Here is a 24,363-nt window from a genome sequence, read left to right on the forward strand (position 1 = left end):
GTATGACCGTCGCCGTCATCGGAGCCGGACCTGCCGGCCTGATGGCGGCGGAGGTGCTCGCGCAAGGTGGCGCACAGGTCACCGTCTACGACGCGATGCCGTCGGCCGGCCGCAAGTTCCTGATGGCCGGCCGTGGCGGGCTCAATCTCACCCACTCCGAGCCGCTGCCGGATTTCCTCGCGCGCTATCGCGAGGCGGTGCTGCGTCTGAAGGCTGCGGTCGAGGCATTTCCACCCGACGCGTTGCGCGCCTGGAGCGACGTGCTGGGGCAGCCGACTTTTGTCGGCAGCAGCGGCCGGGTGTTTCCAAAAGCGTTCAAGGCATCGCCATTGCTGCGCGCCTGGCTACGGCGGCTCGATGCCGCGGGCGTCGCGTTCGCACTCCGGCATCGCTGGGTTGGATGGGACGCGCGGGGGGGACTGCTGTTCGAGACGCAGGACGGCCAGCGCACAGTCAATGCCGATGCGACCGTGCTGGCACTCGGCGGCGCGAGCTGGCCCCGGCTCGGCTCCGACGGCGCCTGGGCGGATATCCTTGCCGCGAAGGGCATTGCGGTGACGCCGATCAAGCCAGCCAATTCCGGCTTCACGGTTGCGTGGTCGAATATCTTCCGCGACCGGTTCGAGGGCCAGCCGCTCAAGGGCGTCGACCTCACGATCGGTTCGCATACGATGCGCGGCGAGGCCATCGTCACCCGCTCCGGCATCGAAGGCGGCGCGATCTACGCATTGTCGGCGGAATTGCGCGAGGCGGTGCTCGCCAACGGCACGGCTATGCTCAGCGTGGCGTTGCGGCCCGATGTTGCGGGCGACGAACTGGTCGCGCGGCTGTCGGCGCCGAAGGGCAAGCAATCCTTTTCCAATTTCCTGCGCAAGGCCGCGCAGCTCTCACCGGTCGGCATCGGTTTGTTGCAGGAGGCGGCAGTCGCCTCCGGCCGGTCGCTGGCCGCGCTGCCGCCGGCCGAATTGGCCGAACTGATCAATGCGGTGCCGATCAAGGTGTCAGGCGTGGCGCCGATCGCACGCGCGATCTCGAGCGCCGGCGGGATCAGGTTCGACGAACTCGACGCGCATTTCATGCTGCGGCGGCTGCCCGGCGTCTTCGCGGCCGGCGAGATGCTCGATTGGGAAGCGCCGACCGGCGGCTATCTGTTGCAGGCGTCGTTTGCAACGGGCGTCGCCGCCGGGAAGGGTGTGTTGAATTGGCTTAATTCGCAGGATGGGTAGAGCGAAGCGAAACCCATCATGTCTCCTCGCGGAAACAAGTTGATGGGTTTCGCTGCGCTCTACCCATCCTGCGCGATGCCACTCACTCCGATCCCGTCTTCGTGGCGATGTCCGTGATCAGGCCGAGCACACCGAACGTCGCGGCCACTGCGCATACCGCGGTCCAGCCACCAAAGCTCCACGCCGCGGATGCCGCTGCCGCGCCGACCGCGCCGCCGATGAAGAACAGCGCCACGAACAGGCCGTTGATCCGGCCGCGCGCCTCGGGGCGCAGCAGGTTGACGGCGCGGCGGCCGAGCGTCTGGTCGGTGGTGATGCCGAGATCGAGCAGGATGGTGCCGAGGCTCAGCACGACCAGCGCCCCGATTCGGGATTCGATCACGCCGGCCCAAGCGCATAGCGCGAGCGATGCCGATATCAGCAGGTGCGAGCCGATCAGCATCGGCCGCGCCAGGCCGCGGTCGCCCCAGCGGCCGGCCAGCGGTGTCGCGACAGCGCCGGCGACGCCGATCAGTGCGAACAGCGCGATGCCCCCGGCGTCGAGCTGGAACGGCGCATCCGGCAGGCGCAGCGCCACGGCGGCCCAGAACGCGGTGAACGAGGCCATCACCAGCGCCGCGGTCCAGGACCGAACGCGCAGCACCGGCTCCTCGCGCAGCAGTTTTGGGAACGAACGCAGCAACGCGCCGTAGCTGACCTTCGCCGCCGGCTGCAGCGTCGGCAGCGTGCGCGCCAGTGCTGCGGCGAGCACCGTCATCAGCACCGCCGAGGTGACATAGTAGCCGCGCCAGTTCCAGCTGTCCGCGATCAGGCTCGCCATCGGCCGCGACAGCAGGATGCCGATCATCAGGCCGCTCATCACATCGCCGATCGCCTGTCCCCGGCGCTCCGGCGGCACCATCGATGCCACCAGCGGTACCACCATCTGGATCGCGGCGCACGACGCGCCGAGGACGAAGGTGGCGGCGAGCAGGATCAGCGGCGTCGGCGCCATCGCGGTGCCGATCGCCGCGACGATGGCGCAGGCCAGCGTCCGCAGGATCAGCCGCTTGTTCTCGACGAGGTCGACCAGCGGCACCAGCAGCAGCAGTCCGAGCGCGTAGCCGAGCAGGGTCAGCGTCGAGATCAGGCCGGCTTGCAGCGCGGTCATGCCGAGCGAGCGGCCCATCAGACCGACGAGGATTTGTGGCGCAAAGAGATTGGTGACGACGGTGCCGGTCGTGATGGCGCCGATCCAGATCAGGGGACGCACGGCGACGGTGCGCGCCGGGGAGAGTTTGGTGGCTTCGGAGATGGTCATGGGGCCTCGCGATGGAGTGGCGAGGCCCCCTTTAGGGGATCGGCATAATATGCTACAATTCAAATAAGATGATGAAGAATATGCGAGAATGTTTATGAACACCCATGACCTCGTCGCGTTCGTCGCCGTGGTGGAGACCGGATCGATCGTCGCGGCCTCGGCGCGGCTGAACCTGACCCAGCCCGGCGTGACGCGGCGGATCCAGAATCTCGAGGAGATGCTCGGCGCGCAGCTGCTCGACCGGCTCTCCAAGCCGCTGAAGCCGACTGCGGCCGGAATCGAGGCCTATGAGCAGGGCCGCCGGCTGCTGCGCATGCTCGACGACCTCAAGTCAGGCGTCGCCAATGACGGCGCGGTGCGCGGCGAGTTCAGGCTCGGCCTGACGCCGTTTCTGTCGGAGGCGGGGCTGACCGGTCCGCTCGACGCGGTGCGCGGCGAATTTCCGGCGCTGGCGGTGCGCGTCGTCTCGGGCTGGTCGCCCAACCACATGGAGCGGGTCAGCCGCAACGAGCTCGACGCGGCGGCGATCTGCCTTCCTGACGGCACCGCACCGCCCGACGATCTCGAGGCCTCCGATCTCGGCGCGCAGCCGGTGGTGTTCGTCGTCGCGCGCGACATGAAGACGCCGAAGTCAGTCGACCTCGAATGGCTGTCGCGGACCGGATGGGTGATCAACCAGGACGGCTGCGGCTTCCGCCAGACGTTGAAGCGCCATTTCGATGCGGCGCATCTGCCGTTCAACATCGCCGTCGAGGCGCTCGACAGCGAGCTGCGCCTGTCGCTGGTGGCGCGCGGGCTCGGCATCGGCCTCGTGACGCCGGTTGCGCTGAAGCGGAGCCCGATCCGCAGCCGGCTCAAGGCCGTGAAGATCGCGGATTTCAATCCCGCGGTGCGTGCCTGGATCGTGCATCGCCCGCCGGCCGGCCGCCTGGCGCGGCCGATCGAGGTGTTTCGCGCGGCGCTGGACCGCGAGCTGCAGGCGCTGATGCATGGGTAGCGAGGCTCCTGTGCTTCGCGACCTTTAGCCCGCCGCCGCCCTTCGAGGCTCGCTCCGCTCGCACCTCGGGGTGACGGCTCAGAGAGAGCGTGATCGGGCAGTCGAGAGAGCGTCATCCCCACGCAAAGGCTTCGCCTTTGTCGCTGGAGGTGCGAGCCGAGCGGCGCAATTGCGCTGCTCGGGGAGCCTCGAAGGATGCGCGGGCGCTAGCGCAGCTTGCCCCGCGCCGTCACCGGCAACGCACCGATGATCTCGTCGCCGCGCACCATCACGACCTCGTCCATCATGTTGACGACGACGCAGACATGATTGGGCACGACCCGCACCACGTCGCCGACATTGGGCCGCGTGTTGCTGCGGGACAGATCGAGAAAGCCGTGCTCCTCGGCGAAGCGCGCGATCCTGGCCTCGGGATGTTCGAGGATCAGGCCGTGGCCTTCGAGGCCGCCGGTGTCCGAGGTCAGCGTCTTGGAGCCGGCATCGAGGATGCCGCGCTCGGGGCCGGCGCGGCTGACGACGGTGGAATAGACGTGCAGCGCGCAATCGTCCCAGGTCGCGACGCCGGCCGCGACCTGCATGCGGTCGTTGTAGATGTAGGTGCCGAAGCGGTGCTCGGTGCCGCCCTTCAGCTTACCGAGGTTCTTCAGGTTCGGCGTGCCGCCGGTGGAGACGATTGTCGCATCGAGGCCGTAAGCGCGAACGCCGGCCAGCGCCTCGTCGTAGAATTTCTGCGCATCGGCCCAGCCGGTCTCGGTCGGGTACAGCATGAAGCCCGCGAAGGCGAGGCCCTTGGAGGCAGCGATCTCGCGCGCCAGCGCGATCGCCTCGGCCGGGGTCTCGACGCCGGCGCGCTTGCGGCCGGTGTCGCATTCGACCACAACCGTGAGCGGGCGGCCGGAGGCGGCTGCGGCCTTCGGCAGGTCGCCGACGACGACGGAATTGTCGGCGGCGACGGTGACGTTGGCCTTGCCTTGCAGCGCGCCGAGCCGCGCCATCTTCTCGTCACCGAGCAGATTGTAGCTGATCAGGATGTTGTCGATGCCGGCATCCGCCATGATCTCGGCCTCGCCGAGCTTCTGGCAGGTGACGCCTTTGGCGCCGGCCTTGATCTGCAGCTGCGCCAGCATCGGGTTCTTGTGCGTCTTGATGTGCGGACGGTTGGCGACGCCGGCCTCGTCGCAGGCCTTCTGGATGCGCGCGATGTTGCGCTCGACCCGGTCCATGTCGATCACGGCGCAGGGCGTGCCGTATTCCTTGGCGATCTTGGCGGCGAGGGGCGTGGTCATGGTCTGTCCTTCTTACCGATCCTACAAATTATGCCTGTTCGATCTCTTCGCGCAGCACTTCGAGCTCGAGCCAGCGGTCCTCGGCGGCGGCGAGCTCTTGCTGCGCCTTTGCGATCGCGGCCGAGGCAGCGTCGAATGTCTTGCGATCCTTTGTATAGAGATCGGGATCGTCGAGCAGCTTCTGCTGCTTGGCGATTTCGGCATGCAGCTTGTCGATGGTCTTCGGCAAGGTTTCCAGCGCGTGCTTCTCGTTGAAGCTCAGCCGGCGCCTCGGTGCTGCTTCGGGCGCCGCGGCCCTGGCTTCTGTCTTTTCTTCGGTCGGGGCTTCGGCCTTCACCGTCTCGCGCTTCACGTCGGCGCCGCGCTGCGCCAGCATGTCGGAGTAGCCGCCGGCATATTCGATCCAGCGTCCCTGGCCTTCGGGCACGATCACCGACGTCACCACGCGGTCGAGGAAGTCGCGGTCGTGGCTGATCAGGATCACCGTGCCCTCGTAGTCGCCGAGCATGTCCTCGAGCACGTCGAGGGTTTCGAGGTCGAGGTCGTTGGTCGGCTCGTCCAGGATCAAAAGGTTCGACGGCTTGGCGAGCGCGCGCGCCAGCATCAGGCGGCCGCGCTCGCCGCCGGAGAGCGCTTCCAGCGGCGTGCCGCGCTGCTCCTGCGCGAACAGGAAATCCTTCATGTAGCCGATCACGTGCTTCGACTTGTCGCCGACCATGACGTGATCGCCGCGGCCGCCGGTCAGCGCCTCGGCCAGCGTCAGCTTCGGGTCGAGGCTTTCGCGATGCTGGTCGAGGGTTGCCATCTCGATATTGGCCCCGAGCCGCACCGAACCGGAGTCGGGCGGATCGTTGCCGATCAGCAGATGCACCAGCGTGGTCTTGCCGGCGCCGTTGGGACCTACGATGCCGAGCCGGTCGCCGCGCTGGATCCGGGTCGAGAAGCCGTCGACGATCCTGCGCTCGCCATAGGCCTTGGTGATGTTCTTGGCCTCGATCACCAGGCGGCCGGATTTCTCGGCCTCGGCAGCGGCGAGCGTGGCATTGCCGGTGGCGCCGCGATAGTTGCGGCGCTGGTCGCGCAGCGCGAAGAGATTGCCGAGCCGCTTGACGTTGCGCTTGCGGCGGCCGGAGACGCCGTAGCGCAGCCAGTGCTCCTCGTTGACGATCTTGCGGTCGAGCTTGTGCTGCTCGCGCTCTTCCTCCGCCAGCACCTCGTCGCGCCACGCCTCGAAGGCGCCGAAGCCGCGCTCGATCTGCCGGATCTGGCCGCGGTCGAGCCAGGCGGTGGTGCGCGACAAATTGGTGAGGAAGCGGCGGTCGTGGCTGATCAGCACCAGCGCGCAGCGGCGGCTTTCCAATTCGCCCTCGAGCCATTCGATGGTCGGCAGGTCGAGATGGTTGGTCGGCTCGTCCAGCAGCAGGATATCGGGCGAGGGCGCCAGCACGCGGGCCAGCGCCGCGCGGCGCGCCTCACCGCCGGAGACATGCGCGGGATCTTCCTCGCCGCTGAGGCCGAGCTGCTGGAGCAGATAGCGCGCCTGGTAGTGGTCGTCGCCGGGGCCGAGCCCGGCCTCGACATAGGCCAGCGTCGTCTTGTGGTCGCCGAAATCCGGCTCCTGCGGCAGATAGCGGATGGTGGCGCCGGGCTGCACGAAGCGGCTGCCGGCATCGGGCTCGACCAGGCCGGCCGCGATGCGCAGCAGTGTCGACTTGCCGGAGCCGTTGCGGCCGATCAGGCAGACGCGTTCGCCCGCGGAGACCGACAGCTCGACGCCGGTGAGCAGCGGCGTGCCGCCGAAGGTCAGGCTGATGTCCTTGAGCTGGATGAGAGGAGGCGGAGCCATCGCGCTAACCCTGCTGGCTCGCCGGCGCCTGCTCGGCGCGGCGGCGCTGGATGCGGCGGATGGTCTGGTCGAGCGTCGACAGGAAGGTCGAGCGGTCGCGCGGCGAGTATGATTTCGGCCCGCCGGTGATCTCGCCCGACGAGCGCAGATCGGTCATCAGGTTGCGCACCGCGAGCGTCATGCCGATCGACTGTTCGGTGAACGGCTTGCCGTTCGGCGCGATCACGTCGGCGCCGGCCTTGACGCAGCGGCTCGCCAGCGGAATGTCCGCCGTGATCACGATGTCGCCCTCACGCGCGCGTTCCGCGATCCAGTCGTCGGCCGCATCCATGCCGGAACCGGCGGCGATGCGCTCGATCAGCGGATCCTGCGGCACGCGGATGAAATTGCCCGCGACCACGCTGACGGGCACGCCGTGCCGGATCGCGACGCGATAGATCTCGTCCTTCACCGGGCAGGCGTCGGCGTCGACATAGATGCGGGTGGGAGCAGGGGTTTCAGTCATCGATTCCAGGGTTGGCAGGCGCGGCCTGCGTGTACTCCATCGGGCGGAAAATTGCGAGCAAAACGAGAGGCTTGTCACGATGCCCGGTTCGACTACGATTGCCCGACAAAAACAACGGAAATAAGGGGAAACCCCATGGATTCGAAGACGGCTTCGCTGACCTACCGCGTCTCGGCCTACAACACGTCAAAGCTCTCGGAGAACAAGATCCACGACGACACGGTGGCGCGGAAGTTCGGCTTTTCCGGCGGGCTGGTGCCCGGCGTCGACGTGATGGCCTACATGATGCACCTGCCGGTCGAGAAATGGGGCCGCGATTTTCTCGCGCGCGGCCTGATCGAGGCGCGCTTCGTCAAGCCGGTCTATGACGGCGAGATCGCGGAATTGACCGGCCAGGAGACCGGCAACGGGCTCACGATCGAGCTCCACAGCCGCGGCGAGCTCTGCGCCACCGGCACCGCCTCGCTGCCGACTTCAGCGCCGAAATTCGTGCTCGACGACTACAAACAGGTTGCCGCGGTCGCCGAGCGCAAGCCGGTCAGCGCGTCGTCCTATGAAGAGGGCAAGTGGCTCGGCACCATCCCGCGCGACTGGTCCGGCGATGCCGCGAAGGAATATCTCGCCGACATCAGGGAGACCGACCCGATCTACCTGCGCGAAGGGCTCGGCCATCCCGGCCTGCTGCCGCGGGTGATGAACAAGGTCCTGGTCGACAATGCGATCCTCGGGCCCTGGATCCATGTCGGCACCCGCATGCAGCTGTTGTCGGCCGGCAAGATCGGCGACGAGCTGACCGCGCGCGCCAAGGTGACCGGCAATTACGACAAGAAGGGCCACCGCTTCGTCGAGCTCGACGCGCTGGTGCTCGGCAACGGTGTGCCGCTCGCGCATTGCTGGCACATCGCGATCACCCAGCCGCGCGAGCAGGCCGCGGCGTAGGTCGACGACGCTGCCGGCATTAACCGGGCAGTCCATCGACGCGCGCAACTGTCATCCCCCGCGAAAGCGGGGGATCCAGTACGCCGCGGCTCCTCGGTTCTATCGCTGACGTCTCTGGAATACTGGATCGCCCGCTTTCGCGGGCGATGACACCTGTGTTTGTGGTTACGGCAAGGCAGCCCCTACGCCGCCTTCGCCTTGGCGTCCTGGATCGCGCGCCAGACGCGTTCCGGCGTCAGCGGCATGTTGATGTGCTTGATGCCGTAGTCCGACAGCGCGTCGACCACGGCGTTGACGATGCAGACGAGGCTGCCGGCGCAGCCGGCTTCGCCGCAGCCCTTGGTGCCGAGCGGGTTGGATTTCGCCGGCGAGGGATGATCGCCGACCAGCATCGACGGCACGTCGCCGGCACGCGGCAGCGCGTAGTCCATGAACGAGCCGGTGATCGGCTGGCCGGAGGCGTCGTAGCTGACTTCCTCCATTAGCGCCTGGCCGATGCCCTGCGCGACGCCGCCGTGCAGCTGGCCGGCGACGATCATCGGATTGACCACGACGCCGAAATCATTGACCGCGGAGTAGCGCACGATCCGCGTCACGCCCGTGTCGGGATCGATCTCGACCTCGGCGACGTGGCAGCCGTTCGGGAACGTCGACGCCGTCTCCTTGGTGGCGTGATCGACGTCGAGCGTCTCCGGCGTGCCCTCGGGCATCTTGCCGGCGCGCATCCGCTCGGCGAGCTCCATGATGCCGATCGAGCGGTCGGTGCCGGCGATGGTGAAGCGGCCGGCGCCGAATTCGATGTCGGCCTCGGAGGCCTCCAGCATGTGCGCGGCGGCCTTCTTGCCCTTCTCGACCACGAGCGCGGAAGCCTCGACGATCGCCTGGCCAGTTGCGGTGATCGAGCGCGAGCCGCCGGTGCCGTTGCCGAAGCGGACGAGATCGCTGTCGCCCTGTTCGAGCGTGATCTTCTCGAAGGGCACCCCGAGCTGGTCGGACAGCACCTGCGCGAACGGGGTGGCGTGGCCCTGGCCGTAATCCAGCGTGCCGGTGGTGAGCTTCACCGAGCCGTCGGGCTCGAAGCTGATCTTGCCGAGCTCGCCAGACGGCGGCGCGGTGACCTCGAGATAGGAGCCGACGGCGATGCCGCGCAGCTTGCCGCTCTTTTTGCTCTCCTTCTTGCGTTTGGCGAAATTGTCGTAGTCGGAGATCTCCAGCGCCTTCTGGAACACGGCGGCGAAATCGCCGCTGTCATAGGTGACGCCGGAGGCCGCCGGGAAGGGCAGCTGCGACGGCTTGATGAAGTTGCGCTTGCGCAGCGTGAAGCGGTTGATGCCCATCTCGTCGGCGGCAGCATCGATCAGCCGCTCCATGTAGTAGTTGGCCTCCGGCCGGCCGGCGCCGCGATAGGCGCCCATCAGCGTGGTGTTGGTCAGGACCGTCTTGATGTCGACGCCGAGCAGCGGCGTGCGATAGACGCTGGCGAGGTTCTTGCCGGTGTTGAGCGACAGCGGGCCCGGCGCGACGCCGGTGATGTAGGCGCCGAGATTGCCGTAGCCGGACAGCCGCACCGCGAGGAACTTGCCGTCGGCATCGAGCGCGAGCTCGGCATGGATCAGCTGTGCGCGGCCCTGGCTGTCCGAGAGGAAGCTGGTCGAGCGCTCGTCCAGCCACTTCACCGGGCGGCCGAGCTCGCGCGCCGCATGCGCGATGCAGGTGTATTCGGGATAGTTGAGGTTCTTCATCCCGAACGAGCCGCCGACATTGCCGGTGAGGATGCGGACCTTGTCGGCGGGCACGTTGAGCAGGCGGGCCAGGATCGCCTTGTTGCCGGAGACGCCCTGGGTCGGCACCTGCAGCGTGAAGCGCTCGGTTTTCTTGTCGTAGTGGGCGAGGGCGACGCGCGGCTCCATCGAGACCACGGCGACGCGGGTGTTGACGATGTCGAGCTTGGTGACGTGCGCCGCGCCGGCGAACGCCGCCTCGATCTTGGCGGTGTCGCCATAATGATAGTCGAGCGCGACGTTATCGGGGATGTCGTCATAGAGCTGCGGTGCGCCGGGCTTGGCGGCTTCGGCCGCGTCCGTCACCGCCGGCAGCGGCTCGATATCGACCTCGACGGCCTCGGCGGCATCGCGCGCCTGCGCCGCGGTCTCCGCGACCACGAAGGCGACGGGATCGCCGACGAAGCGCACCTTGTCGGTCACCAGCGCCGGTCGGTTGGTCTGCTTGAGCGGCGAGCCGTCACGGTTCTTCAGCGGCAGGCCGCAGGTGAAGGGGTTGTAGCCGGCGGCCGCAAGGTCGGCGCCGGTCCAGACCCCGAGCACGCCCGGCATCGCCTTGGCGGCCGCGGTATCGATCCCCTTGATGAGTCCATGGGCATGCGAGGAGCGAACCATCCAGCAGTACGCCTGGCCGGGCAGCGAGAAATCGTCGGTGTATTTGCCCTTGCCGCGCACCAGGGTGTCGTCCTCCTTTCGTCGAACAGGCTGTCCGACACCGTATTTTTGCAGTGCGATAGCGTTTTCGAGGGAGGCAGGCGGCGTGTGATCTTGCATCGAAAATGACCTGAAATGCCCGGATTTGCTGGAGTTTGGGGGCGGTGAGGAGATAACGCACACCCCCCTTAACGACAACGCCCGATTGGGCATGGACCCAATGTGAACGGAGTTTGCGTAGGGCTTTGACGCTGCTAAAGTTTCCGTGAACGATAATTATTCGGCGGGCCTTCTGGTCCCGCGGAAAGACAGTTTTGATGAACGACCATGTGCGGCTTTGCGACGGCCCCCCGGCCAGCGAAGCCCCGCCAGGGTTGGTTGCGGCAGCGGCGGAAAGTGGCGTCTACGCCGCGCTCGACCTTGGCACCAACAATTGCCGGCTGTTGATCGCCTGTCCCACCGGCGACGGGTTCCGCGTGGTCGATTCCTTCTCGCGAATCATCCGGCTCGGCGAGGGCATCGCCGCCACCGGCTCGATCAGCGAGGCCGCGATCGAGCGCGCGATTGCCGCGCTCGCCATCTGCAGCGACAAGATCCGCTATCGCAAGGCGCGCCGGCTGCGGCTCATCGCCACCGAGGCCTGCCGCGCCGCTGGCAACGCCGAGAGCTTTCGCGCGCGGGTGGCGGCCGAGACCGGCATCAAGCTCGAGGTGATCGATCGCGAGACCGAGGCGACGCTCGCTGTGATCGGCTGCTCGCCGCTGCTCGATCCGAAGGGACGGGGCGCCATCCTGTTCGATATCGGCGGCGGCTCGACCGAGCTGGTGCGGATCGAGCGCGACCCCAACGCACCCGACGCGCCGCCACGCATCAAGGCGTGGATGTCGATCCCGCTCGGCGTCGTCACGCTGGCCGAACATTTCGGCGGCAAGAACGTCACCAGGGATCTGTATGCGCAGATGATCGATGAGGTCGCGCGGCACGTCGCGCCGTTCGCGGCCGAGCACGGCAAGAATCTGCGCGACATGCACATGCTCGGCACCTCGGGCACCGTGACCACGCTCGCCGGCGTGTTCCTCAACCTGTCGCGCTATGACCGTCGCCGCATCGACGGCATCTGGATGAACGATTGCGACGTTACCGCGACGATCCAGAGGCTGCTCGGCATGAGCTATGAAGCGCGCGTCAACAACAACTGCATCAGCGTCGAGCGCGCCGATCTGGTGCTCGCCGGCTGCGCGATCCTCGATGCGATCCGCAACGCGTTCCCGATGCCGCGGCTCCGCGTCGCCGATCGCGGCCTGCGCGAGGGCATGCTGGTCGAGATGATGCGCGAGGACGGCGCGCTGCGGGCGTGCTAGAGCTTCTCTTGCCTCGCCCCGCTAGCGGGGAGAGGCCGGATTGCATGTCAATGCAATCCGGGTGAGGGGGACTCTCCAGGAGCGCATCTCTCACCTTTATTGCGGAAACAGCCCGTCACCCCAACCCTCTCCTCGCAAGAGCGAGGCGAGGGAGCAGAGAAGCAGTATGGCGAAAGACACCACCGGGCGGCTGCACGTCACGGTCAAGAGCGGCGGCAAGCGCAAGCTGTCGTCAAAACTCTGGCTCGAGCGCCAGCTCAACGATCCCTATGTCGCCAAGGCCAAGGCGATGGGCTACCGCTCCCGCGCAGCGTTCAAGCTGCTCGAGATCGACGACAAATACCGCCTGCTCAAGCCGGGCATGACCGTGGTCGACCTTGGCGCGGCGCCCGGCGGCTGGAGCCAGATCGCGGCAAAACGCACAGGAGCAGCCGACGGCAAGGGCAAGGTGGTCGCGATCGATCTCTTGGAGATGGGCGAGATTCCCGGCGTCACCTTCGCGCAGCTCGACTTCCTCGACCATGACGCGCCGGAAAAACTGATCGCGATGATGGGCGGCCGCGCCGACATCGTGATGTCCGACATGGCTGCCAACACCACCGGCCATCGCAAGACCGATCAGCTGCGCATCATCGGCCTGGTCGAGACCGCCGCGCATTTCGCCGGCGAGGTGCTCAATCCCGGCGGCACGTTCCTGGCAAAAGTGTTCCAGAGCGGCGCCGACGCCGAGCTGGTGGCGCAGCTGAAGCGCGATTTCGCCACCGTCCGCCACGTCAAGCCGGCCGCCAGCCGGCAGGATTCGTCGGAGCGTTACGTGCTGGCGACGGGATTTCGCGGGCAGCAGCAGCCGTCATCGCGCGGGGAGTAGCGACGAAGCGATCCATGGCCCTGTATCGGCGGACGACTGGATTGCTTCGCTCCGCTCGCAACGACGAAGGAGCGCAGAAACCACATTTCAGCGCAACCGGCGGGAACCTTGGCGCGCGGCTGGAGTCGACTCCTTTGCTCCCGGCCAATGCCCCCCAAGCCCACCGGGAGAAAACCCCAACCGGGTTGGCGGCCTTGGTGCAGCGTCAGGTTTCGCGCACTGGGGCCGTTTCTTGCAGGACTGGAAAATCGGGCGACGCAAGCGCATATTTCCCAGCTGGCGACCATTGTTCAATGCAATTGCGGCGCCGAGTACAGACGCACCGAAGAGAAGTTCTTGGTGCCGCATACGGGTGATGCGATCTGCACGGTCTGCGGAGCAGCGCTGGAATCGTGGCTGGAAGCGACCCACGTTCCCACATACGAACTTATTGAACGTCCGGATCGAGGACAGCCAGGCGGAATGACCGGCCACCCCTGATGGCCTGGTCGTGACCTGACGGCGGCTCGCGGTGTACGCGCCTCGGGAACGGCTGGTTCGATCGACTAGCCGAGCCGCTGATCGCGCGCGTTCTGGGTGTCCTCGGTGGCGACCTTGACGGCTTCGGCGGCGGCGCGTTTCTCGGCGCCCTTGCGGCTCGAGATGTCGATCGCCTTGCGGCCGGCGATCTCGTTGCCGGCCTCAGCCGGCATCTGCCAGAAGAACCAGGCCGAGGCCGCCGAGATCAGCGACACCACGATGAAGGCCGGCGCGAACACGTCGGCGGAGAGCTCGGTCTGGTGATGCAGCGCCAGCGTGGTTTCGACCGAGAACGCGCCGACCGCGACGCCCGCGGACACCGCGAGCTGCTGGTTGACGCTGACGAGGGTGGTGGCCCGGCTCATTTGCGGCGCCTCGACCTCGGCATAGGCCACGGTGTTGATCGCGGTGAATTGCAGCGAGCGGAAGAAGCCGCCGACCACCAGGATCGTGAAGATCAGCATCAGCGGCGTCGAGATCGTGAACAGCGCGCAGGCGGCGAGGAAGGCCGAACTGACCACCGCGTTGACGGTCATCATGTTGCGGAAGCCGAAGGCGCGGATGATGCGCGCCGCCAGCGTCTTCATGCCCATGGCGCCGACCGCCGACGCAAAGGTGACGAGACCGGACTGGAACGGCGACAGGCCGAAGCCGACCTGCATCAACAGCGGCAGCAGAAACGGTAGCGCGCCGATGCCGAGCCGGAACATGAAGCCGCCGACGATCGACGCGCGCATGGTCGGCAGCCGCAGCAAGCCGAAATCGAGCACCGGCGAACCGGTCCGCCGCGCGTGGATGACGTAAAGCGTCATCGATACCGTGCCGACCCCGACCAGCGCGGCGACGATCGGCCACGGCAGCAAATTGAGCCCGGCCACCGACAGCCCGAAGGCGATGCCGGCGAGGCCGATACCGGCCAGCACCAGTCCCACGAGATCGAAGCGCTCGGGATCCTCGCTCTTGATCGGGTCGATGTATTTCAAAGCCAGGAAGATGCCGAGCAGCCCGATCGGGATGTTGATCAGGAAGATCCAGTGCCAGGAGAAATAGGTGGTGATGAAGCCGCCGAGCGGCGGCCCGATCACCGGGCCGATCAGCGCCGGGACCGTCACCCAGGCCATCGCGTTGACCAGCGCGCTCTTGTCGACCGAGCGCAGCAGCACCAGCCGCCCGACCGGGGTCATCATCGCCCCGCCGAGGCCCTGCAGGATGCGGGCGAACACGAAATCGGTCACCGAGGACGACAGTGCGCAGCCTATCGAGCCCAGCATGAACACGCCGACGGCGCCGGCAAACACGATGCGGGCGCCGAAGCGGTCCGCGGTCCAGCCGCTCGCCGGGATGAACACCGCGAGCGACAGCAGGTAGGAGGTGATCGCCAGCTTCAGCGTCAGCGGGCTGGTGCCGATATCGGCGGCGATCGCGGGCAGCGAGGTCGCGATCACCGTGGAGTCCATGTTCTCCATGAACAGGGCGGTGGCCACGATGAGCGGAATCAGGCGTTGTTTGTTCATCAAACAGGACAGCTGTGCTGAAAAAGGCGGGCGAGGGGGCCATATCATCCTGCCCAGGGCCACGCTATTGCGGAACCGGCCAAACGCCCTAAATCCTGCGTGACGCTGGTATGCATCCGCCCGTGTCAGAGCCTTTCCGTTCCGATAGGATCGGAACGGAGGCCCTGGATTGATGTTTTCACGCGTTTTCTTCAGGCGAACCGGTATCCACTTCGCTCGAAAACGCTCTGGAAGGTGTGCCGTGATCTACGTCCTTGCCGCTCTCCTGCCGCCGATCGGGCTGCTCCTGAACGGACAGCCGTTTTCGGCCATCTTCAATCTGGTCCTGATCGTGTTTTGCGCGGTTTTCGGGCTGTTTTTCCACGTGTTGCTGCTGGTGCCGTCGGCCCATGCCGTGATCGCGGTCCACATGAAGCGCGAGGACCGGCGCCATCGCGAAATGGTCGAGGCGATCCGCCGCCACGGCCCGCCGCCGGGCTACCGGGCACCCTGAACCGGCCCCTAAAAAGGCCTGTGCATGGCTGGCAAACGCTTTGATTCGTCATGCCGCCATGCTATCGACCAGCGTCAACCCCACCGATGGGCGCCGATTCGACGGTGACGCAGCAGCGTCGCCGCAGGCAGCGTTCATCCGTAAGTTTATCGCGGCTGCGGCCGCCGAAAGGAGTTGGCAATGGCCACGGGACTTCAGGCTATCCGCGAAGCCTTCACGTTCGACGATGTGCTGCTGAAGCCCGGTCTGTCGGACGTCCTTCCCTCGGAAGTCGATATCCGCTCGCGCGTCACCCGCGCGATCGCGCTCAACATCCCGATCATCGCGTCGGCGATGGACACCGTCACCGAGGCGCGCATGGCGATCGCGATGGCGCAAGCCGGCGGCCTCGGCGTCATCCACCGCAACTTCGATCCCGACGGTCAGGCCGCGCAGGTGCGGCAGGTCAAGAAGTTCGAATCCGGCATGGTGGTCAATCCGCTGACCATCGGCCCGGATGCCACGCTGGCCGACGCGCTGGCGCTGATGAAGGATCACGGCATCTCTGGCATCCCGGTGGTGACCGGCGCGGCCAAGAACGTGCCGGGCAAGCTGGTCGGCATCCTCACCAACCGCGACGTGCGCTTTGCCAGCGATCCCCGGCAGAAGGTCTCGGAGCTGATGACGCACGAGAACCTGGTCACGGTGCGCGAGGGCGTCAGCCAGGACGAGGCGAAGCGGATGCTGCACAAGCATCGCATCGAGAAGCTCTTGGTCGTTGACGATCAATATCGCTGCGTCGGCCTGATCACCGTCAAGGACATCGAGAAGGCGGTGGCGCATCCGCTCGCCTGCAAGGACGAGCACGGCCGGCTTCGCGTCGCCGCCGCCACCACGGTCGGCGAGACCGGCTATGAACGCACCGAGCGGCTGATCGATGCCGGCGTCGACGTCGTCGTGGTCGACACCGCGCACGGCCATTCGCGCCACGTGCTCAATGCCGTCAACCGCATCAAGCGGCTCTCCAACGCGGTGCAGGTGGTGGCCGGCAACGTCGCGACCGAGGGCGGCGCGCAGGCGCTGATCGATGCCGGCGCGGACTGCATCAAGGTCGGCATCGGCCCGGGCTCGATCTGCACCACGCGCATCGTCGCCGGCGTCGGCGTGCCGCAGCTCACCGCGATCATGGATGCGGTCGCGGCCGCGAAGAAGGCCGACGTGCCCGTGATCGCCGACGGCGGCATCAAATATTCCGGCGATCTCGCCAAGGCGCTCGCCGCCGGCGCCGACATCGCCATGGTCGGCTCGCTGCTCGCCGGCACCGACGAGACGCCCGGCGAAGTCTTCCTGTGGCAGGGCCGCTCCTACAAGGCCTATCGCGGCATGGGCTCGGTCGGCGCAATGGCGCGCGGCTCGGCCGACCGCTACTTCCAGCAGGACATCAAGGACACGCTGAAGCTCGTTCCTGAAGGCATCGAGGGCCAGGTGCCGTACAAGGGGCCGGTCGGCCACGTGATGCACCAGCTCGCCGGCGGCCTGCGCGCCGCGATGGGCTATGTCGGCGCCAAGGACATCAGGGATTTCCACGACAAGGCCGAGTTCGTCCGCATCACCGGCGCCGGCCTGCGCGAGAGCCACGTCCACGACGTGACCATCACGCGCGAATCCCCGAACTATCCGGGCGGGGTGTAAGCCCAAGCACCGTCATTCCGGGACGGTCCGAAGGACCGAACCCGGAGTCTCGGAATTTCGGGACGCCATCATCTGCTAGGCAAGCCAGCGCTTGCGTCGCTTGTAGTGCTTCACGTCGCGGTATGATTTTCGCTTCTCTCCGGCGACGCCAAGATAGAACTCCTTGACGTCCTCATTTGCGGCGAGTGCGTGCGCTTCGCCGTCCATCACCACGCGGCCATTTTCGAGGATGTAGCCGTGGCTTGCATATCTGAGCGCCATATTGGTGTTCTGCTCGGCGAGAAGAAACGACACGCCTTCCTTGGCGTTGAGATCCTTCACGATCTCGAAGATCTCTTCGACGATCTGCGGCGCGAGGCCCATCGATGGTTCGTCGAGCAGGATCATCTTCGGGCGCGACATCAGCGCGCGACCAATCACGCACATCTGCTGTTCGCCGCCGGACGTATAGCCGGCGGTGGAACTGCGTCGTTCCTTGAGACGCGGGAAATAAGCGTAGACCCGTTCAAGGTCCTGTGCGATCGCGAGCTTGCCGTCCGTCCGCGTAAAGGCGCCGGTCAGGATGTTCTCCTCGACTGTCAGATGAGGGAAAGCACGCCGCCCCTCCATCACCTGGATGCAGCCGCGTCGCACCACGTCGTTTGGCGACAGGGACTTCACCTCGACGCCGTTGAACAGGATCGAGCCCTTGGTGACCTCGCCGCGCTCTGCGTGCAGCAGATTGGAGACCGCCTTCAGCGTCGTCGTCTTGCCGGCGCCGTTGGCGCCGAGCAGCGCGACAATGCCGCCTCGCGGCACTTCCAGCGAGACGCCCTTCAACACGAGGATGACGTGATCGTAGACAACTTCGATGTTGTTGACCGATAAGATCAGAGCTGTCGCTTCCGTCGTAGCGGCGACGACCACCTTGGCGATTGACACGCGCAGACCTCCAAACTGTAGCAGGGGCCGTGATCCGGGAGCAGGCAAACCTGCGTCCCGGATCACTCACACGGTCTCAGGTTTCCTTTGCGCAGTCGCGCGGCTTGATCTTCTTCTCCGCGGCATACTTCGCAGACACATCGGTGACGAGCGGTTCGATGAGCGATTCGTCAGCCGTGGACCAGTCGGAGATCACTTTCCAGGCCTTGCCATCCCACTGCTGGACCCGCCCGTAGCGCGCGCCCTCGTGGTCGGAGCAGGAAATGCTGACCGGCTTCAACATCCCCTCAAAGCCGAGTTCCTTGATACGCGTATCGGTGAGGACGAGATTCTCAAGCCCCCAACGGACCTGCTCGCCCGTCAGCGGTTTCTTGCCGAACTTTTCCTGCGCCTTGCGGATCGCCTCAACGCCGAGCATGGCATTCACCATACCTCGGTTGTAGAGAACCTCGCCGATCTTGACGGGTTCTGTCGAACCCTTGCCCTTGGCGTAGATGTGCTTCTCTATGTCGGCATGCACGGGAAACTTGCCGGCGCCGTGCTGAAGCATCAGCGCCTTGTAGCCAGTGGCTTGATCGCCTGCCGGCGTCACGTCAGGCTCTGCGCCCGACCACCAAACGCCGATCATCTTGTCGCGCGGATAGGCGACGGCGGCCGCCTCCTTGATTGCCGTGCTGTTCATGACGCCCCAGCCCCAGACCAGGACATAGTCCGGCCGGTTCTGGCGGATCGCCAGCCATTGCGACTTCTGCTCGACGCCGGGATGCGTGACCGGGATCGGCGTGAACTCAAAGCCGTACTTCTGCGCCAGCACCTGCAGCATCGGAATCGGCTCCTTGCCATAGGGGCTGTCATGATACAGCAGCGAAATCTTCCTGCCTTTCAGCTTGTCGAAGCCGCCGAGTTCCTTGGCGACCTGCTGGATGGCGAGATCGGCCGCGGACCAGTAAGTGCCGAGCAACGGGAAATTATACGCGAACACCGCGCCGTTCTTGGAATCGGCCCGGCCGTACCCCATTGTGATGATCGGGATCTTGTCGGTCGCGGTCTTTTCGGTGAGTGCGAAGGTGATGCCGGTCGACAGTGGATTGATGAAGGCCGCGCCGGTTGGTCCTTTGCTTTTGAGACGCTCGTAACACTCCACTCCCTTGTCGGTCGCGTAGCCCGTCTCGCATTCCTCGGTCAGAATTTTGACGCCGTTGATGCCGCCGTCGCGTTCATTGATCAGGTTGTAATAGTCCACGACGCCGTTTGCGTAGGGCGCGCCGTTCACGGCGTATGGTCCGGTCCGGTACGATAAAATCGGGATGAACTGCTCGTTTTGCGCTGCGGCCGGTGTGCTAAACGCCGCGCCGGCCAAGGCGGTCGCCAGTATCAGTACACTGCGTGCTATACTTGCCATATTGATATCCTCCTCCTTGAAGTCCTTCTTTTTCCGTCCGTGGTGCTTCCTTCCTCTCCAGCGTCCGCCCGCGTTGCGATCGCTCCTTCAATATGGAAACGGCCAAAGCCTGAGCTTCTCCTTGCCGATCGATATCAGCCGGGCGAAGCCATGGGGTTCCTTGATGAGCAGATAGCAGATCAAGGATCCGAAGATGATGAACTGGAGGTGAGTGATCGCTTGCGTCGACAGTGGCAGGCCGAGCTTGGTCGGGATCACATTCAGCATGATTGGCACGATGAGGATGAACGCTGCTCCGATGAACGAACCCATGATCGAGCCGAGCCCGCCGATGATGACCATGAACAGAAGCTCAAGCGAGCGGTCGATCGAGAACGCAAGTGGCTCCCATGAACCGAGGTAGACGAACGCCCAGAGCGCACCCGCCACCCCGATGACGAACGAAGAGACCGCGAAAGCCGTGAGTTTTGCGTAGAGCGGCCTGATGCCGATCAGCTCGGCGGCGATATCCATGTCGCGGATCGCCATCCACTGCCTGCCGAGATTGCCGCGCACGAGATTTTTCGCCAACACCGCCATGACAGTCGCGAAGGTCAGGCAAAGCAGGTAACGCTCGACCGGCGTGCGTACGACCATGCCGAAGAAATCCAGTTCCGGCGCATTCACTGATCCCGACGGGGCGTAGTTGGTGAACCACGGGAGCCGCAGGAACGCCCAATCGAAGAAGAACTGCGCGGCGAGCGTTGCGACCGCCAGGTAGAGGCCCTTGATCCGCAGACTGGGAATGCCGAACAGGATTCCGGCACCCGCCGCCATGAATCCGCCAAGCAGAATGGATGCCAAGACGGGCAACGGTGGGATCGCGATCGCGAAGCCAAGCCAGGCAAGCGGGATATGAATGCCGGTCGCCAGCTTGTAGGCGGAATAGGCGCCGATGGCCATGAACGCGCCGCTGCCGAGCGAAATCTGGCCGCAATAGCCGACGAGAATGTTCGTCCCGATGGCCGCGAGCGCCAGGATGAGGAATGGCAGCAGGATGGCCCACAACAGATAATCGGTGCTGAACGGCCAGATCCGGAAGCTGGCCAACAGCGGCACGCCAATGAAGGCAATTCCGAGCAAGACGGCGAGGGCAATACGATCCTGCCGGATCGGGAAGATCGCCATATCCTCCGCATAGGTCGCCTTGAACTGGCCAGCTTCGCGATAGAGCACAACGACCTCCTTGCCTCAGACACGTTCGATGATGCGCTCGCCGAACAAACCCTGTGGCCGCAACAGCAGCACCGCCAACGCCAGCACGTAGGCAAACCAATATTCGATGCCGCCGCCGATGGATGGCCCGAGATACACCTCTGCGAGCTTCTCACCCGCACCGACAATGAGCCCGCCGACGATGGCTCCGGGAATGGAGGTAAGGCCGCCGATGATCAGCACCGGCAAAGCCTTCAGCGCGAGAAACGTGATGGAGAACTGAACGCCAAGCTTGGTCCCCCACACGGTCGCCGCGACCAGCGCAACGAGACCGGCAACGAGCCAGACCACGAACCAGATCCAGCTGATCGGAATTCCGACCGAATGGGCGGCCAAATGGTCGTCGGCCACGGCTCTGAGAGCGCGACCGGTCTTGGTACGCTGAAAGAAGACGGCGAGGCCGGCGACCAGGACGCCCGCGATCAATGCGCCCCAGACATCCAGCTTGTTGACCAGAATCCCGCCCGGGAACAGGCCTTCAAACAAGAACCAGGCGTCGGTCGGGAACAGCCGCAACGGGTAGACATCCGATCCGAAGATCATCTCCGCGGCGCCCTCGATGACGAATGTCACGCCGATCGTCGACATGAACAGCGTCAAGCCGTCCTGATTGACGAGAGGTCCGATCACGAACCGCTCGATGAGCCAGGCGGTTGCCGCCATGATCACGGCGGCAAAGCCGATAGCGAGGATGACCGCGACCCAAAGCGGAAGTCCGTTGGCGACCAGCAGATCGAGGGCGCGAACCAGCGCCAATCCCGCGAGCAATACCATGGCTCCCTGCGCGTAGTTGAATACGCCCGATGCCTTGAAGATCAGCACGAAGCCGAGGGCGACCAGCGAATAGAGCACGCCGGACATCAATCCGCCGATAAGGACCTCGAGAAACTGACCCAGTGCGATCATGGACGCACCTCAATGCGCGACGCCAAGATATGCGTCGATGACGGCTTGACTCTTCTTCACTTCATCAGGCGTGCCGTCGGCGATCTTTACGCCGTGATCAAGCACCGCTACGCGATCCGACAGATCCATGACCACGGCCATGTCGTGCTCGATCAGGGCGATGGTCGTGCCGTAATGATTGTTCACATCAACGATGAATCGCGACATGTCCTCCTTCTCCTCGACGTTCATGCCAGCCATCGGCTCGTCGAGGAGGAGTAGGTCGGGCTCCATCGCCAGAGCGCGACCGAGTTCGACACGCTTTTGCAAGCCGTATGGCAAGCGCCCAACCGGTACCTTGCGGATTGTCTCGATCTCCAGAAAGTCGATGATCTCCTCGACCTTACGCCGATGTTCGACCTCCTCTGCGAGAGCAGGGCCATAACGCAGCGCCTGCCACAACAGTCCCCGGCGGACCTTCAAGGTGCGGCCTGCCATGATGTTGTCGAGCGCGCTCATGCCCTTGAACAGGGCGACATTCTGAAAGGTGCGCGCGATGCCGCCGCGCGCCGCTTCGAAGGGCTGCATTTTGGACCGGGTGCTTCCCTTGAAGGTGATGGCGCCATGGTTGGGGTGATAGAAACCGTTGACGACGTTCAGCATTGAGGTTTTGCCGGCGCCGTTGGGGCCGATGATGGCGCGAATTTCGCCTTTTTTGACGTTGAACGAGACGTCCCGCAGCGCCCTGACGCCGCCGAAGGCCAGTGCCACGCCCTCGACCTGCAGCAGGATCTCGTTGGCGTTTGGCGCTCTCATGCCGCTCTTCCCAGCGATTCTGCCGGACCGACGATTTGCATGTCGCGAATCTTGACTCGTGCCGCGATCGTGCCTTTCCGGCCATCCTCGAACGTCACTTCCGTGGAAATGTCGGCGTCATGCGCTCCGTTGTAGAGTGCCGTGACCAACGACGCATAGCGTTCGGCAATGAAGCGGCGGCGCACTTTCTGCGTGCGGGTCAGCTCGCCGTCATCCGCGTCGAGCTCCTTGTGCAGAATGAGGAAGCGGCGAATCTGGGCGCCCGCAAGCACCGTTTCCCCGGCCAGGGAGCGGTTCACCGCGGCAACGTCTTTGGCGACCATGTCGTAGACCAGCGGATGCCCGGCAAGCTCCTGATAGGACCCGTAGGCGACGTTGTTGCGTTCCGCCCAATTCGCGACCGCGACCGGGTCGATGTTGAGCATGGCGCATACGAACTCTCTGGAGTCACCGAACGTGATCGCTTCCTTGATATTGGGATAGAACTTCAGCTTGTTCTCAAGGTACTTGGGACCAAACATCGTGCCGTCAGCCAATCGGCCGACGTCTTTCGCGCGATCGATGATCTTCAGATGCCCGGTTTTCTCGTCGAAGAAGCCCGCGTCGCCGGTCCTGACGTATCCATCGGACGTCATCGCTTCCGCGGTCTTTGCCTGATCCTTGAAATATCCGAGGAACATGCCGGGCGAGCGAAACTGCACTTCGCCTGATTCCGCGATGCGGATGTCGACGTTGGGCGCCGGCGGACCAACCGTATCCGGGTAGATCTCGCCATCGGGCTGACACGTTACATAGAGGAACGCTTCGGTCTGGCCGTAGAGCTGCTTCAGGTTCAGTCCGATCGCGCGGTAGAACGCGAACAGATCCGGACCGATAGCTTCGCCTCCGGTGTATGCGACGCGCACCTGAGACAGGCCGAGAACGTTCTTGAGAGGCTCGTAGACCAGCCAGCCTCCCAGCGCATAGAGCAATCGGCCTGACAGCGGCACCGGACGTCCCGTCAAGACTTGCTCGCCATACCGCCGCGCGACGTCCAGAAAGTAGCTGAACAATCGTCGCTTGATCGGCGCTGCGTCCTCCATCCGGACCATCAGCCGCGTCAGCATGGCCTCGAAACCGCGTGGCGGGGCCAGGTAGAAGGTTGGTCCTATCTCATGCCGATCCTGCTCGATTGTGTTGCTGCTCTCCGGGCACGCCATGCAGAATCCGGCCACCATGCCTTGCGCATAGCTGACGTAATGATCGCCCGCCCAAGCCAGCGGCAGATAGGCCAGCACCACGTCCTTGTCGGTCAACTTGTCGAACCGCGTGGTGTCGGTTGCAGCATCGATGCAGCCTCGCGCCGACAGCATGACGCCCTTGGGCGCGCCGGTCGTTCCCGAGGTGTAGAGGATGACAGCGATGTCCGAACCGTTGCCGGCCCGAATGGATTCATCGATCCGTTCGCCAAGCGCTGGGTCGGCTGCAAGCGCGGTGCGGCCGTCATTGATGATATCGCCGATTGCGATCAGTCGACCGCGATCGTAGCCGTCGATTCCGCGCGGTTCGTCGTAGATAATCCTGTTGAGTTGCGGCAGTCGGTCGGACACCGACAGGACCTTGTCGACCTGCTCCTGGTCCTGCGCTGCGACCACCGTCGCCTCGGCGTGAGCGAGAACAAAAGCAAGCTCATCAGCCACAGCATCGGAGTAGACCGGAACGGGGATTGCGCGCAGCGTCTGCGCTGCCATCATGGTCCAGTAAAGCTTGGGCCGATTGGAGCCGACTACCGCAATTGTCTCGCCCGGCCGCAAGCCAAGGCGATGCAAGCCGGCGGCGTAGCTACGTATGATCTCGGCAACCTCAGCCCAGGTCCAGCTCTGCCAGATGCCAAGATCCTTATGCCGGAACGCTGGCCGCGTGCCAAATTGTGCCGTGTTTCGCAGCAGCAATTTGGGAAACGTGTCATACGATCCGCCGCGGGCCATGTCGGTCTCGATCCAAAAACCGAAGCGTTGGTTCGCTCCTGTTATGGTGATGCCTGCTCCATTTTTGGGTAGCAGACATGCGAGTGCCGCATGGTGCGAGATTACAGCGAATCGCAAGTCCGACAAGTGCCAGATTGATAGGTCGCGTTTTTGCCGCG

The 24,363-nt window shown here is 65.0% G+C and carries 19 protein-coding genes; 7 read left to right on the top strand and 12 right to left on the bottom strand.

Annotated elements, in window-relative coordinates; genetic code table 11:
- The first annotated feature begins 2 nt into the window (after positions 1-2).
- Complete coding sequence (locus XI02_RS19310) at positions 3-1,226, top strand: TIGR03862 family flavoprotein (RefSeq protein WP_018271166.1); 1,224 nt, start codon at positions 3-5, stop codon at positions 1,224-1,226.
- 82 nt (positions 1,227-1,308) lie between these two features.
- On the opposite strand, the gene XI02_RS19315 is transcribed toward XI02_RS19310, so the two are convergent.
- The gene (locus XI02_RS19315) at positions 1,309-2,526 is read right to left on the bottom strand and encodes an MFS transporter (RefSeq protein ID WP_018271167.1); all 1,218 of its coding nucleotides are present in this window, start codon (positions 2,524-2,526) and stop codon (positions 1,309-1,311) included.
- Between the two features lie 94 nt (positions 2,527-2,620).
- On the opposite strand from XI02_RS19315, the gene XI02_RS19320 reads away from it, so the two are divergent.
- The gene (locus XI02_RS19320; protein WP_018271168.1) at positions 2,621-3,523 is read left to right on the top strand and encodes a LysR family transcriptional regulator; all 903 of its coding nucleotides are present in this window, start codon (positions 2,621-2,623) and stop codon (positions 3,521-3,523) included.
- Between the two features lie 206 nt (positions 3,524-3,729).
- Here XI02_RS19320 and XI02_RS19325 read toward each other — a convergent pair whose 3' ends face one another.
- Genes XI02_RS19325 through XI02_RS19335 form a run of 3 tightly spaced genes read right to left on the bottom strand, consistent with a single transcriptional unit; the run spans position 3,730 to position 7,160 of the window.
- Entirely contained in the window at positions 3,730-4,809 is a 1,080-nt protein-coding gene (locus XI02_RS19325; protein WP_018271169.1) for an alanine racemase, read from the bottom strand.
- A gap of 28 nt (positions 4,810-4,837) precedes the next feature.
- Entirely contained in the window at positions 4,838-6,655 is a 1,818-nt protein-coding gene (locus XI02_RS19330) for an ABC-F family ATP-binding cassette domain-containing protein (protein ID WP_018271170.1), read from the bottom strand.
- Positions 6,656-6,659: 4 nt separating this feature from the next.
- Positions 6,660-7,160 carry a YaiI/YqxD family protein gene (locus XI02_RS19335; RefSeq protein ID WP_018271171.1) on the bottom strand — a complete coding sequence of 167 codons (501 nt, stop codon included), beginning with the start codon at positions 7,158-7,160 and terminating at the stop codon, positions 6,660-6,662.
- Between the two features lie 135 nt (positions 7,161-7,295).
- Between XI02_RS19335 and XI02_RS19340 the strand changes: the two genes are divergently transcribed.
- Positions 7,296-8,099 (top strand): hypothetical protein, encoded by an 804-nt coding sequence (locus XI02_RS19340; protein WP_018271172.1) that lies wholly within the window; start codon positions 7,296-7,298, stop codon positions 8,097-8,099.
- Positions 8,100-8,281: 182 nt separating this feature from the next.
- Here the strand turns inward: XI02_RS19340 and XI02_RS19345 are convergent, their stop codons facing one another.
- Positions 8,282-10,654 carry a xanthine dehydrogenase family protein molybdopterin-binding subunit gene (locus XI02_RS19345; RefSeq protein ID WP_018271173.1) on the bottom strand — a complete coding sequence of 791 codons (2,373 nt, stop codon included), beginning with the start codon at positions 10,652-10,654 and terminating at the stop codon, positions 8,282-8,284.
- 197 nt (positions 10,655-10,851) lie between these two features.
- Between XI02_RS19345 and XI02_RS19350 the strand changes: the two genes are divergently transcribed.
- Entirely contained in the window at positions 10,852-11,895 is a 1,044-nt protein-coding gene (locus XI02_RS19350) for a Ppx/GppA phosphatase family protein (RefSeq protein ID WP_026192650.1), read from the top strand.
- Between the two features lie 166 nt (positions 11,896-12,061).
- Complete coding sequence (locus tag XI02_RS19355) at positions 12,062-12,763, top strand: RlmE family RNA methyltransferase (RefSeq protein ID WP_018271175.1); 702 nt, start codon at positions 12,062-12,064, stop codon at positions 12,761-12,763.
- A gap of 545 nt (positions 12,764-13,308) precedes the next feature.
- On the opposite strand, the gene XI02_RS19360 is transcribed toward XI02_RS19355, so the two are convergent.
- Complete coding sequence (locus tag XI02_RS19360) at positions 13,309-14,796, bottom strand: DHA2 family efflux MFS transporter permease subunit (protein ID WP_018271176.1); 1,488 nt, start codon at positions 14,794-14,796, stop codon at positions 13,309-13,311.
- A gap of 241 nt (positions 14,797-15,037) precedes the next feature.
- Between XI02_RS19360 and XI02_RS19365 the strand changes: the two genes are divergently transcribed.
- Positions 15,038-15,289 (top strand): hypothetical protein, encoded by a 252-nt coding sequence (locus XI02_RS19365; RefSeq protein WP_018271177.1) that lies wholly within the window; start codon positions 15,038-15,040, stop codon positions 15,287-15,289.
- A gap of 180 nt (positions 15,290-15,469) precedes the next feature.
- Positions 15,470-16,960, top strand: coding sequence for an IMP dehydrogenase (guaB, locus tag XI02_RS19370; protein ID WP_018271178.1), 1,491 nt, complete (start codon positions 15,470-15,472; stop codon positions 16,958-16,960).
- A gap of 75 nt (positions 16,961-17,035) precedes the next feature.
- Here the strand turns inward: guaB and XI02_RS19375 are convergent, their stop codons facing one another.
- From XI02_RS19375 to XI02_RS19400, 6 genes are all read right to left on the bottom strand, one after another.
- Positions 17,036-17,881, bottom strand: coding sequence for an ABC transporter ATP-binding protein (locus XI02_RS19375; protein WP_018271179.1), 846 nt, complete (start codon positions 17,879-17,881; stop codon positions 17,036-17,038).
- A 76-nt stretch (positions 17,882-17,957) separates the two neighbouring features.
- On the bottom strand, positions 17,958-19,154 hold the full coding sequence (locus XI02_RS19380) for an ABC transporter substrate-binding protein (RefSeq protein WP_016840289.1): 1,197 nt from the start codon (positions 19,152-19,154) through the stop codon (positions 17,958-17,960).
- Positions 19,155-19,370: 216 nt separating this feature from the next.
- Positions 19,371-20,498, bottom strand: coding sequence for a branched-chain amino acid ABC transporter permease (locus XI02_RS19385; RefSeq protein WP_016840290.1), 1,128 nt, complete (start codon positions 20,496-20,498; stop codon positions 19,371-19,373).
- A 15-nt stretch (positions 20,499-20,513) separates the two neighbouring features.
- On the bottom strand, positions 20,514-21,443 hold the full coding sequence (locus XI02_RS19390; RefSeq protein ID WP_018271180.1) for a branched-chain amino acid ABC transporter permease: 930 nt from the start codon (positions 21,441-21,443) through the stop codon (positions 20,514-20,516).
- Between the two features lie 9 nt (positions 21,444-21,452).
- Positions 21,453-22,238 carry an ABC transporter ATP-binding protein gene (locus XI02_RS19395; protein ID WP_016840292.1) on the bottom strand — a complete coding sequence of 262 codons (786 nt, stop codon included), beginning with the start codon at positions 22,236-22,238 and terminating at the stop codon, positions 21,453-21,455.
- Positions 22,235-24,205, bottom strand: a complete 1,971-nt coding sequence (locus XI02_RS19400; RefSeq protein ID WP_018271181.1) for an AMP-binding protein — start codon at positions 24,203-24,205, stop codon at positions 22,235-22,237. Before XI02_RS19400 ends, XI02_RS19395 begins: the two co-directional genes overlap by 4 nt.
- Positions 24,206-24,363 lie beyond the last annotated feature (158 nt).

Origin of the sequence: Bradyrhizobium sp. CCBAU 21365, from assembly GCF_015291305.1 — a bacterium.
Classification (GTDB): domain Bacteria; phylum Pseudomonadota; class Alphaproteobacteria; order Rhizobiales; family Xanthobacteraceae; genus Bradyrhizobium; species Bradyrhizobium elkanii.

What these genes read in the sequence shown, in the direction of transcription:
- XI02_RS19310 (WP_018271166.1), top strand. Translation starts at nt 3, where the DNA reads ATGACCGTCGCCGTCATCGGAGCCGGACCTGCCGGCCTGATGGCGGCG.
- XI02_RS19315 (WP_018271167.1), bottom strand. Translation starts at nt 2,526, where the DNA reads ATGACCATCTCCGAAGCCACCAAACTCTCCCCGGCGCGCACCGTCGCC.
- XI02_RS19320 (WP_018271168.1), top strand. Translation starts at nt 2,621, where the DNA reads ATGAACACCCATGACCTCGTCGCGTTCGTCGCCGTGGTGGAGACCGGA.
- XI02_RS19325 (WP_018271169.1), bottom strand. Translation starts at nt 4,809, where the DNA reads ATGACCACGCCCCTCGCCGCCAAGATCGCCAAGGAATACGGCACGCCC.
- XI02_RS19330 (WP_018271170.1), bottom strand. Translation starts at nt 6,655, where the DNA reads ATGGCTCCGCCTCCTCTCATCCAGCTCAAGGACATCAGCCTGACCTTC.
- XI02_RS19335 (WP_018271171.1), bottom strand. Translation starts at nt 7,160, where the DNA reads ATGACTGAAACCCCTGCTCCCACCCGCATCTATGTCGACGCCGACGCC.
- XI02_RS19340 (WP_018271172.1), top strand. Translation starts at nt 7,296, where the DNA reads ATGGATTCGAAGACGGCTTCGCTGACCTACCGCGTCTCGGCCTACAAC.
- XI02_RS19345 (WP_018271173.1), bottom strand. Translation starts at nt 10,654, where the DNA reads ATGCAAGATCACACGCCGCCTGCCTCCCTCGAAAACGCTATCGCACTG.
- XI02_RS19350 (WP_026192650.1), top strand. Translation starts at nt 10,852, where the DNA reads ATGAACGACCATGTGCGGCTTTGCGACGGCCCCCCGGCCAGCGAAGCC.
- XI02_RS19355 (WP_018271175.1), top strand. Translation starts at nt 12,062, where the DNA reads ATGGCGAAAGACACCACCGGGCGGCTGCACGTCACGGTCAAGAGCGGC.
- XI02_RS19360 (WP_018271176.1), bottom strand. Translation starts at nt 14,796, where the DNA reads ATGAACAAACAACGCCTGATTCCGCTCATCGTGGCCACCGCCCTGTTC.
- guaB (WP_018271178.1), top strand. Translation starts at nt 15,470, where the DNA reads ATGGCCACGGGACTTCAGGCTATCCGCGAAGCCTTCACGTTCGACGAT.
- XI02_RS19390 (WP_018271180.1), bottom strand. Translation starts at nt 21,443, where the DNA reads ATGATCGCACTGGGTCAGTTTCTCGAGGTCCTTATCGGCGGATTGATG.
- XI02_RS19395 (WP_016840292.1), bottom strand. Translation starts at nt 22,238, where the DNA reads ATGAGAGCGCCAAACGCCAACGAGATCCTGCTGCAGGTCGAGGGCGTG.
- XI02_RS19400 (WP_018271181.1), bottom strand. Translation starts at nt 24,205, where the DNA reads ATGGCCCGCGGCGGATCGTATGACACGTTTCCCAAATTGCTGCTGCGA.